The sequence below is a fragment of the Streptomyces sp. NPDC054786 genome, assembly GCF_053611685.1.
The window spans coordinates 138,638-153,713 of the sequence record NZ_JBSHAW010000014.1 but is presented as its reverse complement, the minus strand read 5'-3'; the positions used below and the strand labels follow the sequence as shown (position 1 = coordinate 153,713).

The 15,076-nt window shown below is 72.4% G+C and carries 9 protein-coding genes; 4 read left to right on the top strand and 5 right to left on the bottom strand.

Annotated elements, in window-relative coordinates; all coding sequences use genetic code 11:
* Window positions 1–18 precede the first annotated feature (18 nt).
* The 5 genes from ACWGI6_RS14475 to ACWGI6_RS14455 all read right to left on the bottom strand — a co-directional run bounded on the left by ACWGI6_RS14475 (window position 19) and on the right by ACWGI6_RS14455 (window position 8,734).
* Window positions 19–972, bottom strand: a complete 954-nt coding sequence (locus ACWGI6_RS14475; protein WP_453267793.1) for a class I SAM-dependent methyltransferase — start codon at window positions 970–972, stop codon at window positions 19–21.
* A 365-nt stretch (window positions 973–1,337) separates the two neighbouring features.
* On the bottom strand, window positions 1,338–2,252 hold the full coding sequence (locus tag ACWGI6_RS14470; RefSeq protein WP_453267792.1) for a carbohydrate ABC transporter permease: 915 nt from the start codon (window positions 2,250–2,252) through the stop codon (window positions 1,338–1,340).
* A complete protein-coding gene (locus ACWGI6_RS14465) occupies window positions 2,249–3,610 on the bottom strand; it encodes a carbohydrate ABC transporter permease (RefSeq protein ID WP_453267791.1) in 1,362 nt (453 codons plus the stop codon). Before ACWGI6_RS14465 ends, ACWGI6_RS14470 begins: the two co-directional genes overlap by 4 nt.
* Before the next feature lie 45 nt (window positions 3,611–3,655).
* Entirely contained in the window at window positions 3,656–5,026 is a 1,371-nt protein-coding gene (locus tag ACWGI6_RS14460; protein WP_453267790.1) for an ABC transporter substrate-binding protein, read from the bottom strand.
* Window positions 5,027–5,311: 285 nt separating this feature from the next.
* Complete coding sequence (locus tag ACWGI6_RS14455) at window positions 5,312–8,734, bottom strand: FHA domain-containing protein (protein ID WP_453267807.1); 3,423 nt, start codon at window positions 8,732–8,734, stop codon at window positions 5,312–5,314.
* Between the two features lie 491 nt (window positions 8,735–9,225).
* On the opposite strand from ACWGI6_RS14455, the gene ACWGI6_RS14450 reads away from it, so the two are divergent.
* The 4 genes from ACWGI6_RS14450 to ACWGI6_RS14435 all read left to right on the top strand — a co-directional run bounded on the left by ACWGI6_RS14450 (window position 9,226) and on the right by ACWGI6_RS14435 (window position 14,916).
* Window positions 9,226–10,857 carry a serine/threonine-protein kinase gene (locus ACWGI6_RS14450; protein WP_453267789.1) on the top strand — a complete coding sequence of 544 codons (1,632 nt, stop codon included), beginning with the start codon at window positions 9,226–9,228 and terminating at the stop codon, window positions 10,855–10,857.
* Between the two features lie 339 nt (window positions 10,858–11,196).
* Window positions 11,197–12,507, top strand: coding sequence for a serine/threonine-protein kinase (locus tag ACWGI6_RS14445; protein WP_453267788.1), 1,311 nt, complete (start codon window positions 11,197–11,199; stop codon window positions 12,505–12,507).
* A 170-nt stretch (window positions 12,508–12,677) separates the two neighbouring features.
* The gene (gene prfB / locus ACWGI6_RS14440) at window positions 12,678–13,784 is read left to right on the top strand and encodes a peptide chain release factor 2 (RefSeq protein ID WP_453267787.1); all 1,107 of its coding nucleotides are present in this window, start codon (window positions 12,678–12,680) and stop codon (window positions 13,782–13,784) included.
* Between the two features lie 322 nt (window positions 13,785–14,106).
* A complete protein-coding gene (locus ACWGI6_RS14435; RefSeq protein ID WP_453267786.1) occupies window positions 14,107–14,916 on the top strand; it encodes a hypothetical protein in 810 nt (269 codons plus the stop codon).
* Window positions 14,917–15,076: the final 160 nt, after the last annotated feature.

Below are 15,076 nucleotides of genomic sequence, written 5' to 3'. Positions count from 1 at the left end.
CGGCCCGCGCCGGGTGCCTCAGCGCGTACGGGCCCGCTTGCGGGCCTTCACCAGGGCGCGGGTGACGACCGGCGGCAGCACGTCCAGGGCGACCCGGCGCAGCGTGCTGCGCGAGGGAACCGGCGGGCGCGGGGCCGGGCGGGCCGCGGAGGCCTTCGGCGACTGCGCCGTCGGCCGCTGCGGAGTGCGGGCGGCGGACTTGTGCCGGGAGACCGGGTGCGCGGGCTCCTTGGCGCCCTTGGCGCTCAGCCGGACCAGCGGGGCGCCGTTGACGTACTGCACCTCGTGCCAGATGTCACCGCGCGAGGTGATCCACTCCACCAGCGCCTTCTGCAGCGGCTCGGGATCGCCCCAGGTTCCGTAGAACTTGGTGCCGGTGATGCAGATGGGGCGCAGCCCCTCGTTCGCGACGGCCTGCCAGGTGGCGGCGGCCACCCCCGGGCAGTGTTCGGCACGGTAGTCGTCCATCACCACGACGCCGTGGGCGGTGAGCAGCTTGCGCACCGCGAGGATGTCGCCGTGCACATGCTCGTACAGATGCGAGGCGTCGATATGGGCGAAGCGCACCGAATCCTCGTCGACATGGTCACTGACGACCGAGCTCAGGCCCTGGACGATGGTGGGCAACTCGTCGTGGAAGGCGAGGTAGTTGGCCTCGAACGCGCGGCGGGTCAGCGTCGCATAGGACTTCTTCATCTCCTTGGAGTTGGAGGAGTCCTCGGCGGGGGAGTCGAAGAGGTCGCAGACCGTGAAGCGCTCCTCGTCGCGCAGCCGCGCACCGAGGAAGATGGCGCTCTTGCCCATATAAGCGCCCAGTTCGAGCAGGTCACCCGGCTCCGAACGGTCCTGCTGGTGCGCCAGGAACCAGTCGAAGAGCAGCTGGTCGGCGGTGAAGAACCAGCCTTTGACATCGGACAGCCGGGTAGGGCGCGGGAGCTGTTCGGCACTCTGGTCTGCGATGGGGGCAGTCATGTGCGGTCCGTCTCCAGACGGTCGGGAACGTAGGGCTGAGTACGACGCGTGCGTGGGGGAGTACGTGCGGTATGTGCCGGCGCTGTCTGCCGTGGATGTACCCGGTATGCGGGGATACGTCTGCTGTTGTCGCTAGCTCTGCAGTTATGGACGCGCCCGGCGTCCTGGCCGCTGCGCAGGGGCGCGGCCCCGCGGGGACCGGGGCGCCCTCACTCGATTCGAGAGACGTTCGAGCGACACCCAGGCAGTCTCCACGACGAAGCCCGGTCGCACCATGCGTTTCACGGCAGTGACGTCATCGTAGGCGGAGGAAAATGAACGGGAGATGGCGCGGAGGCGGGGGCCGGCGGACCCCCGCGCGGATCTCACTTCACCGCGCCGGCCATCACCCCGGAGACGAACTGACGCTGGAAGGCGAAGAAGACGATCAGCGGCACCACCATCGACAGAAAAGCGCCGGGCGCCAGCACATCGATGTTGTTGCCGAACTGCCGCACCTCCTGCTGCAGCGCGACCGTGATCGGCGGATTGCCGCTGTCCGCGAAGATCAGCGCGATCAGCATGTCGTTCCACACCCACAGGAACTGGAAGATCCCCAGCGAGGCGATCGCCGGACCGCCCAGCGGCATCACCACGCGGGTGAACAGCCGCAGCTCCCCCGCCCCGTCCAGCCGGGCCGCCTCCAGCAGCTCGCGCGGGATCTCGGCGAAGAAGTTCCGCAGCAGGAACACCGCGAACGGCAGCCCGAAGGCCGTATGGAAGAGGATCACCCCGGCCGTCGTCTCGAAGAGCCCGACCGCACCGAACAGCTTGGCCACCGGGATCAGCGCCACCTGCACGGGCACCACCAGCAGCCCGACGACGACCATGAACCAGCCGTCCCGGCCGGGAAAGTCCATCCAGGCGAACGCATAACCGGCCAGCGAGCCGATGACGACGACCAGCACCGTCGCCGGCACCGTGATCGCCGCCGTGGTCAGCAGCGAGCCCATCACCTTGTCGTTGGACAGCAACTGACTGTAGTTGTCCCAGGTGATCTGGGCCGGCTTGCTGAAGACCTGCCACCAGCCGGACTCGGCGATCTGCTGCGGGCTGCGCAGCGAGGACAGCAGCAGCCCCACCGACGGCATCAGCCAGAACAGGGCCACGAGAACCAGGAAGATCCGCATCGCACCGCCGCCGGTCCTCGCCGCGATCCGGGCGGCGAGCGGCCGCCTGGCCCGTAGGGCACCGGCAGCCCCGGCGCGCTCGGCCGGTACGACACCGTCCACGGTCGTCATCGGCGACGCTCCTTCCGTATGCGCCGGAGATTGACGTACATCACCGGCAGCACGAGCAGCAGCAGAAACACGGCGATCGCGCTGCCCAGGCCCTCGTCGACATCGGTACCGAACGACGACTGGAAGAGCTGGAGCGCCAGTACATTGGCGGATCTGATGCTGGAGCCCGGCGCGATGATGTACACCAGGTCGAAGATCTTCAACACATTGATCATGAGAGTGACCAGCACGACCACCAGAACCGGCGCCAGCAGCGGCACCGTGATCCGGCGGAAGACCTGCCACTCGCCCGCGCCGTCCACCCGCGCCGCCTCCAGCAGCTCACGCGGAACACCCGCCAGCCCCGCCGCGATCAGCACCATCGCGAAACCGGCCCACATCCAGACGTAGGAGCCGATGATGGCCGGGGTGACCAGCGCCGGGCCGAGCCAGTCGACGCCGTTGTAGGCCTCGGCGAAATTGGCCGCGGGCAGCCGGAGCCGGGCGCCGTCGGCCCGGCCGGACGGCAGCGCATAGGTGCCGTCCGCCGCCGTCGTCGCCGAGGCGACCACCCGGCCGCCCCTGACCGCCTCGACCGTCAGCCCGGCCAGCGCCTTCTCGTTGCCGTCGAGGGCATTGGGGCGGCCGCCGCCACCGCGGGTGAAGTCCAGCCAGACGGTGCCGGTGACCACGCCCGGCCGGGGCCTGGCGGCCGCCGCGGGCCGTGCGCCGCGCAGATCGTCCGGCCGGACGGCGACCAGCGGCAGATTCACCGGGGACCCCGCCCGTACGGCCGAGCGCGTGGTGAACGCACCGCCGTCGGACGGTGCGAGGGCGGCTCGGGGCCGCGGTTTGGCGCCGGGGAACGGCGCCGGGTCGGAGAACGTGTCATGGATGCCGACCCACACCGCGTCGGCGACCCCGCGCTCCGGGTCCTGGTCGTAGACCAGCCGGAAGATGATGCCGGCCGCCAGCATCGAGATCGCCATCGGCATGAACACGATCAGCTTGAAGGCGGTGCCCCACCGGATCCGCTCGGTCAGCACCGCGAAGATCAGCCCCAGCACCGTCGAGACCGTCGGCGCCACCACGACCCAGATGATGTTGTTCCTCAGCGCCGTACGGATGCCCTCGTCCGAGAACAGCGCACCGTAATTGCCCAGCCCCACAAAGCCGTTGCCGGACGCGTCGAACAGGCTGCGGTAGACGGAGAAGACGATCGGGTAGACGACCAGCGCGCCGAGCAGCAACAACGCCGGCAGCAGAAACACCGCGGCGGTCCATGGGCGGGTGCCCGGAACACGGCCGCGCCGCCTGCCGCCACCACGCCGACCGCGCTCGCTGCTGTCACTGACCTTGCTGACCTGTACGGCGCTCATCGTGACGGTCCCCCGGTCCCGGTCGAGGCGGTCGGCGGCAGCCGCTCAGTGCCCGAACGACTTCGCGGCGTCCTTCTCCAACTGCGCCTGGGTGCCCACGATGTCCTTGGGGCTCTTCAGGAAGTCCTGCAGGTCCTCCCACTCGCCCTGCCCCGGCTTGCCGCCGAAGGAGGCGGGCGCCTGATCGGACATGTCGAAGCGGAAATCGTCGCCCGCCGCGATCAGCGCCCCGGCGATCTCGCGCATCACACCGTTGGCGTACGCCGCCTGGTCGAGCTCCTTGTTGGGCGAGACGAACCCGCCCGCCTGCGCCCAGATCTTGGCGGCATCCGTCGACGCCAGGAACGTCAGCAACGCCTGCGAGGCCTTGGTGTCCTTGAGAGCCACCGCCACATCGCCGCCGGTCACCACCGGGGACTTGGCGCCCACCGCGGGGAACGGGAAGACCTTGGCGTCCGTGCCGACCTTGGCCTTGGTCTGGGTGATGTTGGCCGCCGCGAAGTCCGCCGAGGAGACCATCGCGGCCTTGGGGGTGTCGCCGCTGAAGGTCTGGGTCACCGAGGTCGGGAAGTCCGTCTGCAGCGCACCGGAGTTGCCGCCCGCGAGCAGGTCCCTACGGCCGAAGAGCTGACCGAGCGTGGCCAGCGCCTTCTTGACGGAGGCATCGGTCCACTTGATCTTGTGCTGCGCCAGCTGGTCGTACTTCTCCGGCCCCGCCTGGGAGAGATAGATGTTCTCGAACCAGTCGGTCAGCGTCCAGCCGTCCGAACCGCCCACCGAGACCGGCTCCACGCCCGACTCGGAGAGCGTCTGCGCCGTCTTGAGGAAGTCCTGCCAGGTCTTCGGCTCCTTGGCGCCGGCGTTGTCGAACGCCTGGGCGTTGTACCAGACCAGCGACTTGTTGCTGGCCTTGAAGTAGACGCCGTACCGGGTGCCCTTGTGGGCGCCGAGATCCTGCCAGCCCTTGGTGTAGTTCTTGGCGAGCTGCGCCTTGGCGGCCGTACCGAGCGGCTTGAGCCAGCCCTTCCCGGCGAACTCGTTGAGCACACCGACCTGCTGCAGCATCGCGACGTCCGGCGGCCCGCCGCCGGCGATCTTGGAGCCGATGAAGCCGGCCATGTCGTCGCCGCTGGGCACGAAGTCGACCGTGGCGCCGGTGCGCTTTTCGAACTCGTCCAGCACCTTGACGAAGTTCTCCCGCTCGGGGCCCGTCCAGACCGCGGTGACCTGCAGCTTCTGGCCCTTGAGCTGGGGGAGTTGCACGGTGGGGGCGGTGCTGCCGCCCTTGCTGCCACCACTGCCGCTGTCCTTCGTGCCGCCGCCGCTGCCACACGCGGCCAGCGTCAGGGCGAGCGCCGTGGCCGCCGCCACAGCGGTGGTGGCGCGTACAGCCGTGCGGTCGAGTCCTCTGCGCATCCCCGTAGCCCCTTATCGCTGCGCCTGCCGTGCCGGTTGCGAAGGGGGCCGTGTCACGTCCTGCCGCGGCGCCCCTGCCGTGCCGTTCGCGTCGTGCCGTGCGGTGGTGCGTGATCGCGCTGCGCCTCGTCGTGCTCTGCGGTGTGCGGTGGTGCTCTGCGGTGTGCGACAGTCCTACGCCCTGGCCACGGGGTCCGCAATACCGCGTTCGGTGTCAACTGGCCTTTCGTGACGGTGCTGTTATGGGCGACGCGCCGGGGTCCACACCAGGCGGCGCACCCGGGTTCACACCAGGGGCGGGGCGGAGGGTGCGCCCGAGGACTGTGCGGCTCGCTGCAGCGCGCTGGCCAGCAGGGCCAGGTCCGTCGGGCCGTTGCCGAGCTCGCGCAGCGGGCGGCGGGCCGGCGGGTCGCCCATCCGCTGCCACTCCAGCGGCACGACCGTCGGCCGGAGCGTGGACGTCCGGGGTATCCGGCCGGTCACCCGGCCCGCCTGGAACGGTGTCGAGGAGCCGTCGGCCGCGCGGTGCAGCCGTCCGCGGCCCGTGGGCACCGGCTCGGACGGATCACCGATGGCGCCCAACTGGACACGCAGACCGGCCCGTTCGCTGGTCGCGGTCTCCGCCGTACGGTCCGGATGGCCGGTGGCGGCTATCAGATGGACCCCGAGCGCCGCTCCGTCCCGGGCCACCGCCTCCAGGGCACGCACCACGGAACCGGCGGCCGGCCGGCCCGTGCTGCCCAGTGCCGGCGCCACCAGGGCGTCGAAGTCGTCGACGAGCACGAAGAGCCGGGGCATCGGCGCGGCCGCTTCGGTGTCGCCTTCCGGGGCCGCCGGGCCGGCGGGCGGATTGCTGCGTGCGCGCAGTCGCAGGGTTCCGGTCGTCGACGGGTTCGCCGCTGCGCCGCCGTCCGTTCCACTATCACGGCAACGATTACGGTGAGTAATCGGTTCCTGCTCTCCGTCACCGCTCTCGGCCGGGCGCCGGGGGGCGACGATCCGGGGGGCCGGCAGATGCTTGGCCCGCCACTCGGCGAACGGGGTGCCGGCCAGTATTTCCGCCCGCCGCTTCAGCTCGGAGGACAGCGCCTGGGCGAACTCCCGCATCCGGACCGGGTCCGAGGAGGCGAGATAGGTCGTGACATGCGGCAGGTCCGTACAGACCCGCAGCCCCTCGCCGCGCTCGCTGCCGCCGCCGTCCACCAGCACCAGCGACAGCAGGTCCGGGCGGTCGGCGGCCGCCAGCGAGGCGGCCAGCGAACGCAGCAGTTCGGTCTTGCCGGTGGCCGCCGCGCCTTCCAGGACGAGATGTGAGCCGTCGGCGGCGAGATCGGCGCACAGCGGGCCGTGCGGTCCGGCACCCAGCACCGCGGCGGTGCCCGGCCGGTCGGTGTCCAGCGCGGCGGCCCAACGGGCCATCAGGGATGCCGGGGTGGCGCGGGCGAGCCCCAACTCGTCCAGCAGCCGCGCCGTATCGGGCAGCGGGACGGCCGCGCGAGGCGCCCTCCCGCTCCCGGAAGCGGCCGCCGCATCGGTCTCGCGCAGCGGCGCCAGCGCCCGCGCGAACCGCTCGGCCCAGGCGCCGGAGACCGCATCCACCGTCGCGACCGTGCCGTTGGGCCCGGAGCCCGGCTGGACGACGCGCAGCGCCGTGGCGACATCGCCGCTGAGCACCGCGACGGCCCCGCACTCACCGAAGGCCGGCGACGCCGCCCGGGCCGCTTCGTACGTCGCGGCCAGCGGGAAGGCGGGGGAGGCGGCCGGGGTCTCCGCCAGACACAGCAGATGGATACCGGCGGCCGGGCCGCCCGCGGCGAGCCGGGCGGTGGTCTCGCGCAGCGCGGAGCTGCCGGGGTCGCCGTCCACGACCACGAGCGTGTACGGGCCCTGGTGGCGGGCGGCGGCGGAGGCGATCTCCGCCCGTTCGGCGCCGGCCCAGCCGGGGCCCAGCGGTCCGTCGTCGAGCCGGCGCACCAGCTCGGACGTACGGGCCGCGGCCTGGTCCTTGTCGTACGCGAGCAGCAGCCGGCAGTCCTGGCCGTGGGCCGGGCGGACCTGCGGCAGCCAGCCGAGCCAGGACCAGTCCGCCACCCGCTCCTCGGCGGGGCGCGTCCGGTCGGTGCTGATCAGAACGAGGTCGAGGGTGCCGGGGGAGTGCAGGGCGGTGAGCTGGGCGAGGGTGCCGCGGGCCAGCCCGGTCAGCCGCGCGCGCGGCCCGGCGAGGCCGAGGGAGCCCGCCCGGCGCAGATCGACGGTGACCGGTACGGCGGCCCGGCCGCCGTGCCGGGCGGCCGTCCCCAGCCGGACGGTCAGTGCGTCGGGGTGGTCCGGGCCGCGCTCCCAGAGCCGGGGCCCCGGGCCCAGCGCGGTGAGCAGGACCGCGGCGGCATCCGGCCAGCGTTCGTCCGGGGCCGGTCCGGCGTGCGTTTCGGGTGCCGGGGCGGCCTCGGCGGCATCCGTGAAGGCTGCCGTGGCGGCGCCGGCCGGTTCGTACTCCGGCGCGAAGGTGTCGTCCGGCCGTTCCACCGCGGGCCGGCCGCCGGCCAGCCGCCGCGCCCAGGCGCCGATGCCGCCCCGCCGCCCGCTTTTACGGGCCCCCTCATCGGCCGGTGCCAAGGACTGCTGCCCGCCGTGTGTCCGGTCCTGTGCACCGGCGGGCAGGCCGTCGGTGCGCTCCCGGACCCCGGGACCGAAGCCGTCCGCCGGGCCGCCGTCGGTGGTGCGGTCGTAGACATGGCCCGTGGCGGCCGGGAAGGGCGCGGCGGCGCCGCCGCGCGGGGAGTCGTGGCCGGGGGCGTCGTACCGGGCCGGGGTGCCGCGCAGGGGCGTGTCCCGCCGCCGCGTCGAGCCCGCGGACTGCGCGGAGGCCGGGGCCGGTACGGGAGCGGTTGCGCCGCCGGCCACCCGGGAGTGGGCCCCGGCTCCTGCGTACGCCCCTTCCGCGGCGGATGTGGCTCCGCGCGGACCCGGTGCCGCCCCGAAGTCTCCGTAACTCTCCGTCCGGTCCGCCGCCTCCGCGTCCGGGCCCGCGCCGGCCGTCCCCGGGGCGATCCGCAGATGTCCCTCGCCGTCCGGGGCGGTCGGCAGGGCGGGGTCCGGGGCGCCGGGCGCGGCCTGGAGGCGCAGGGCGGATTCGCCGATGCGCAGCAGGGCGCCGGGCCGCAGGGGCGCGGGGCGTTCGCCGAGGTCGGTGCCGTCCACGGCGGTGCCGTTCGTGGAGCGCAGGTCGGCCACGTACACCGAGCCGTCCGGCTCGACGGTCACGGCGCAGTGCAGCCGGGAGACATCGGGGTCGTCGAGGGGGACATCGGCGTCGGCGGAGCGGCCGATGCGGATCTGGCCGCCGTGCAGCAGATGCACCCCGCCGGCATCGGGGCCGGAGATGACGCGCAGGCGGGCGGAGCCGTGCGGCAGGCCGTGAGCGGGGGCGGGGCCCGGGCTCTGGAGGGAGAGCACCGCGCCGTCGATCAACGGGGGTTCGCCGATCGCCGCGCGCTGCGGATCGAGGCGCTCGGTCCCGGCGTACAGCACCACGGGGCCGCTGCCGCTCCCCGAGCCGCCGACGTCCGCGCCGGAGCCCGCCACGGAGGCCGCGAGCGAGCCCGCCACCGCCGCCAGCGCGGTCCCGGCCGGGGCCGTCACGAGCACATCGCAGGTCCGTGTGGTGTGGCCGCTGCGCGGCCCGAGGACGGTCAGCCGGATCTGCATCGCCGTCAACGGTCCCTTCTGCCGGGATCCGGCAGGGGGCCCGCTCACTCCCCCCACCACACCCGAGCACGTCGGCACGTACAAGTCCCAAGTGCACGTCGCGACAAAGACCGCGAGCCCCCACCGCATCGTGCTGGGTGCATCCTCGCACCTGCCACTGACAACACGCCCGCCGACCGCCATTCAGTGATCTTGATTGGTCTTCTAAGGGCGAAAAAGTGCCTGCTTGCGTGCCGTGCCCGGCCGGATTTCGACCGCCATGGTCAGCTCGGAACGGTCCCCGGCAGGGTGCTGCGGGCGGTGCCGTGCCCGGCCGGACGCGGCAGGCAACCATCCGTTCCCGAACTGCGTCTTCCCCACAAGCCCATCCCGGGCCGCCGGACCGAAAAGTTTGTACGACGGCACTACAGTGGGTCGGACGGCCGCGCGGAGTTGATCAGCTGACCCGGCGGGCCGGGTAAGAGAACCACCACGACCAGGGAGCGCATGACGTGCGGCCGGTAGGCAGCAAGTATCTGCTCGAGGAGCCGCTGGGACGCGGTGCCACGGGCACCGTCTGGCGTGCCCGCCAGCGGGAGGCGGCGGGCGCCGAGGCCGCCGTGGCAGGAGAGCCCGGCGAGACGGTCGCGATCAAGGTCCTCAAGGAGGAACTGGCGCACGACCCGGACGTGGTGATGCGCTTCCTGCGGGAGCGCTCCGTCCTGCTGCGGCTCACCCACCCCAACATCGTCCGCACCCGCGACCTCGTCGTCGAGGGTGATCTGCTCGCCCTGGTCATGGACCTGGTCGACGGCCCCGACCTGCACCGCTATCTGCGCGACAGCGGCCCCTTCAGCCCGGTGGCCGCCGCGCTGCTCACCGCCCAGATCGCCGATGCGCTGGCCGCCAGCCATGCCGACGGCGTGGTGCACCGCGACCTCAAGCCCGCCAACGTCCTGCTCGCCGGGTCGGACGGCAGCAGCGAGATGCACCCGATGCTGACCGACTTCGGTATCGCCCGCCTCGCCGACTCCCCGGGCCTGACCCGCACCCACGAATTCGTCGGCACTCCCGCCTATGTGGCGCCGGAGTCCGCCGAGGGCCGCCCGCAGACCTCCGCCGTGGACATCTACGGCGCCGGCATCCTGCTGTACGAGCTGGTCACGGGCCGCCCGCCGTTCGCCGGGTCGACCGCGCTGGAGGTGCTGCACCGCCACCTCAGCGAGGAGCCGCGCCGCCCCGGCACGCTCCCCGAGCCGCTGTGGACGGTGATAGAGCGCTGCCTGAGCAAGCGCCCCGAGCAGCGGCCCAGCGCCGAGAACCTCGCCCGGGCGCTGCGCACCGTGGCCTCCGGTATCGGGGTGCACGCCACCCCGGCCGCGGCCGAGGCCGCGCTCGGCGTCGCCGCGCTGCTCGCCCCCGACCCCGCGCCCGCGACCGTCCCCGGAACGGGCGCCGACGGCAGCCAGGGCGCCGGCGGCGACGCCGACCCCACCCAGGTGCTGCCCTCGGGCGCCGGTTCCTACGACCCGGCCGCGGCGACCAGCGTGCTGCCCTCCACGGGAGGACCGGGCCGCCCCGGCGGACCGGGCGCCGACCCGACCCGCGCGATGCCGCCGATGCCCATGGGCGCACCGGCCGGCGGACCGCAGGAGGGCGACGGCCCCCATCCGTGGGAGTCCCAGATGCGGGCCGCACGGGACCGCAACGAGCAGACCCAGGTGCAGTATCTGGACCCCGCCGAGGACCCGCTGCGCCGGCGTCCGCAGCGCCAGGCCGCTCCCCAGCAGCCGCAGCAGTACCGCAGGCAGCCCGCTCCGGCGCCGTACGCCCAGCAGCAGCCGCAGGCCCCCCAGCGCCGCCAGGAGCCGCCGCCGCAGCGCTACGAACCGCAGCGGCCGCCCGCCCAGGAGCCCCGGCCCCGGCGTGAGCCCCGCCAGCGCAGCGCCAACCCGATGAAGATCCCTGGCCTCGGCTGTCTCAAGGGCTGCCTGGTCACGCTGATCCTGCTGTTCGTGGCGGCGTGGCTGGTCTGGGAGCTGACCCCGCTCCAGGAGTGGATCGGCACGACCCGGGGCTTCTTCGCCCAGGTCGGGCACGTCTTCCACAGCGTGCAGCGATTCGTGCAGAAACTCGGCGGCTGACGCCGGCCGTCCGCGGGCTCATCCGGCCCGCGGGCGCCCCGGAACCCGTTCCGGGCGGTCATCGACGGGCCCGCGCCACCTGTTCGCAGGCGGCCGGGCCCGCGCCGTTTCTCCGGTCCTGACGCGCCGGTCCCCGGTGCGCCGGTGCCTCACTTCGCCGACACATCGGACAGGCGCGGGAACCAACCCGGTGGATTTGTCGACTCCTGACGGACAATTTCGCTCACAGAAGTGAAGGTTGCCACGTTCCGGGGCACTGAACCCCCTGGCACCCGCGTAGCTTTGACGCCAACCTCAGCCCCCGCAGGACGCTCGGGGGCCCGACACGTCGGAGCAGTCTTGGCACGGAAGATCGGCAGCCGGTACACCGCTCACCAGATCCTGGGGCGCGGCAGTGCCGGCACGGTATGGCTGGGCGAGGGCCCCGAAGGGGCCGTGGCCATCAAGCTGTTGCGTGAGGATCTCGCCTCCGACCAGGAACTCGTGGGCCGCTTCGTTCAGGAGCGGGCGGCGCTGCTGAGCCTGGACCACCCACATGTCGTCGGCGTCCGTGATCTCGTCGTCGACGGCAACGACCTGGCGCTGGTCATGGACCTCGTACGGGGCACCGACCTGCGCACCCGTCTGGAGCGCGAACGCCGGCTGGCCCCGGAGGCCGCCGTCGCGATCGCCGCCGATGTCGCCGACGGGCTCGTCGCGGCGCACGCCGCCCGGATCGTGCACCGTGACGTCAAGCCCGAGAACGTCCTGTTGGACATGCAGGGTCCGCTCGGCCCTGGCGGTGCGCACCCCGCCCTGCTCACCGACTTCGGCATCGCCCGGCTCGTCGACTCGCCGCGCAGGACCCTTCCCCAGCCCCCGGCCGGGGGGACCGCCGTCTCGCTTCGCTCGACCAAGGTCATCGGCACCCCCGACTACCTCGCCCCGGAGATCATCGAGGGCCTTCCGCCGCGCGCCTCCGTGGACGTCTATGCGCTGGCGACCGTCCTGTACGAGCTGTTGGCCGGGTTCACGCCGTTCGGCGGCGGGCACCCCGGGGCGGTGCTGCGCCGCCATGTGACCGAGAGCGTGGCGCCGCTGCCCGGCATCCCCGACGAGCTGTGGCAGCTGCTGCTGCAGTGCCTGGCCAAGGCGCCGGCCTCCCGGCTGCGCGCCCCGGAGCTCGCCGCCCGGCTGCGCGAGCTGCTGCCCGGCCTGTCCGGTATCCCGCCGTTGGACATCGACGAGCCGGAGGACGAGCAGCCGGAGGACGAGCAGGAGAGCACCGCCGTATCCCGCGACGAGCCGTACTACCCGTCGGCGCCCCCGGGGGAGGCCACCCCGCCGCGCGGCGCCGTCCCGCTCGTCCAGGGCGCGGTCCCCGACTCCAACCGGGAGACGCACACCAGCATGCGGGTCCCCGGCCCGGACGAGCTGGCGGGCGGCGCACACGGCACCGCCCGTACCCCGCGGGCCGCCGGTGAGCGCCGGGCCGGCTCGGCGCGGCACCGCTCGTCGCCGGACGCGCTGCGCCGCCGCCGGATCAAGCTCGGCGCGGCCGCCGCCGCGGTGGTCGTGGCGGCCGGTCTGGGCGGCTGGCTGGCCTCGGGCGACGACTCGGCGGGGGACGCCACACCGGGTGTCCACCAGTCGGAACCCGATACCCCGTGACGGCTCCGCCGTGCGGTCGCCGGGCCCGGGACACGGCCCTGCGGCCCCGGTGCCGGCCGGTGCACGGGTCTGCCTACGACCTGCAGGGGGATCCGCCGCCCGTGGTTCCGGGCGGGTCCGACCTGCCGGGGCCGGGTCACGCTGACGGCGGCAGCCGTTAGGCTGGGTGCGTGGCAGTCGTCGATGTATCCGAAGAGCTGAAGTCCCTCTCCTCGACCATGGGGTCGATCGAGGCCGTCCTGGACCTCGACAAGATGAGGGCCGATGTCGCCGTGCTCGAGGAGCAGGCCGCGGCGCCGTCCCTGTGGGACGACCCGGAGAACGCACAGAAGATCACCAGTCGGCTGTCCTACCTTCAGGGCCAGCTGCGCAAGGCCGAGGAGCTGCGCGGCCGGGTCGACGACGTCGAGGTGCTCTTCGAGCTCGCCGAGGCCGAGGGCGACGAGGACGCCAGGGCCGAGGCCGAGACCGAGCTGACCTCCGTCCGCAAGGCGGTCGACGAGCTGGAGGTCCGCACCCTCCTGTCCGGCGAGTACGACTCCCGTGAGGCGCTCGTCAACATCCGCGCCGAGGCCGGTGGCGTGGACGCCGCCGACTTCGCCGAGAAGCTGCAGCGGATGTATCTGCGCTGGGCCGAGCGGCACGGCTACAAGACCGAGCTCTACGAGACCTCGTACGCGGAAGAGGCCGGCATCAAGTCGACCACCTTCGCCGTCCAGGTCCCGTACGCCTACGGCACGCTCTCCGTCGAGCAGGGCACGCACCGCCTGGTGCGCATCTCGCCGTTCGACAACCAGGGCCGCCGCCAGACGTCGTTCGCCGGTGTCGAGGTGCTCCCGGTCGTCGAGAAGACCGACCACATCGAGATCGACGAGTCCGATCTGCGGATCGATGTGTACCGCTCCTCGGGCCCCGGCGGCCAGGGCGTCAACACCACCGACTCCGCGGTCCGGCTGACGCACCTCCCGACCGGCATCGTCGTCTCCTGTCAGAACGAGCGCTCGCAGATCCAGAACAAGGCGTCCGCGATGAACGTCCTCCAGGCCAAGCTCCTTGAGCGCCGCCGCCAGGAGGAGCAGGCGAAGATGGACGCGCTCAAGGGCGACGGCGGCAATTCCTGGGGCAACCAGATGCGTTCGTACGTCCTGCACCCGTACCAGATGGTCAAGGACCTGCGGACCGAGTTCGAGGTCGGCAACCCCACCGGTGTGCTGGACGGCGACATCGACGGCTTCCTGGAGGCCGGGATCCGCTGGCGCAAGCAGCAGGAGAAGTAACGGGTTCGGCCCCTTCTGAAAGCGAAACAACTGCCTCCTTCGGGGAGGCAGTTGTTTTTGCTGTGGCGGTTTGGTCACAGTCGTATGTCCAGGTACCGCCCACTGCTTGGCAATTCGGGCATCAGGACTTTATTCGACCTTGACGAGGATGGCCGAACTGGGAAGGCTGAGCGCGGCATGCGTATGTCTGGGGCGCGTGTAGGAACGGGGAATTGAGTGGCCTGCCCGCAGTGCCGGGCCGAAGCTCGCGAACCCCGGCATTGCTCGTCGCCCCGTACAGCGGTGTTCCCATGACGAGTTCAGCTACTGGGGGTAGCAGTACATGACGAAGAAGACGCGGCTGCGCGTAGCGCGCATTGCGGCCGGCGCAGTGATTGCGGCCGGTGCGTCGCTCACCGCCGCCGGAGCTGCTTCCGCGGCCAGCCCGGGTGAGGCCCAGGGCCAGGACGGCGGCATCATCGGCGGGATCATCGGCGGGATCATCGGCGGCGGTGACTCCGGTGGTGACACCGGTGGTGACACCTCGACCGGTGGTGACTCCTCGACCGGTGGTGACGTGACCGGCGGTGAGATCGGCGGCGACACCTCGACCGGTGGTGACGTGACCGGCGGTGAGATCGGTGGTGACTCCTCGACCGGTGGCGAGACCACCGGCGGCGACACGACCGGTGGCGACACCACGGGTGGTGACACCACCACCGGCGGTGACACGACCGGTGGCGACACCACGGGTGGTGACACCACCACGGGCGGTGACACGACCGGTGGTCACACCACGGGTGGTCAGACCGGCGGCGACACCACCGGCGGTCACAGCACCGGTGGTCAGACCGGTGGCGACACGACCGGCGGTCCCAGCACCGGTGGTCAGACCGGCGGCGACAGCACCGGCACCGGTACCGACAACGAGGGCTCCAAGCCGATCGAGCAGCCCGGCCAGGGCAAGGAGCAGATCGCTGACACGCCTGGCAAGGCAAAGCAGCAGGCCAAGGGCGGTGAGCTGGCGGAGACCGGTTCCTCCGGCACCACCTTCCTGCTCATCGGCGCCGGGACGATGATCGCGGGCGGTGTCGGCTTCCGTCTGCTGCCCCGTCTGATCAACAAGAACGGTGGCGGCGCCGCAGCGGCCTGACGCCGACGCGGTACAGCTATAGGGGGGCCCGGGACGCGCTTGCGTCCCGGGCCCCGCGGCGTTTGGGTTACCCCCGCACGCCCCGTAAGCCGAGTACGCGGGTGACAAAGGCAGGGTGATCAGGAAAAACACAGCGAAAAACCCGAAAAAAACCCCCCCC

Excerpts from the sequence above, each read along its gene's own strand:
- ACWGI6_RS14470 (WP_453267792.1), bottom strand. The coding sequence starts at position 2,252 with ATGACGACCGTGGACGGTGTCGTACCGGCCGAGCGCGCCGGGGCTGCC.
- ACWGI6_RS14455 (WP_453267807.1), bottom strand. The coding sequence starts at position 8,734 with ATGCAGATCCGGCTGACCGTCCTCGGGCCGCGCAGCGGCCACACCACA.
- ACWGI6_RS14435 (WP_453267786.1), top strand. The coding sequence starts at position 14,107 with ATGACGAAGAAGACGCGGCTGCGCGTAGCGCGCATTGCGGCCGGCGCA.
- ACWGI6_RS14465 (WP_453267791.1), bottom strand. The coding sequence starts at position 3,610 with ATGAGCGCCGTACAGGTCAGCAAGGTCAGTGACAGCAGCGAGCGCGGT.
- ACWGI6_RS14460 (WP_453267790.1), bottom strand. The coding sequence starts at position 5,026 with ATGCGCAGAGGACTCGACCGCACGGCTGTACGCGCCACCACCGCTGTG.
- ACWGI6_RS14475 (WP_453267793.1), bottom strand. The coding sequence starts at position 972 with ATGACTGCCCCCATCGCAGACCAGAGTGCCGAACAGCTCCCGCGCCCT.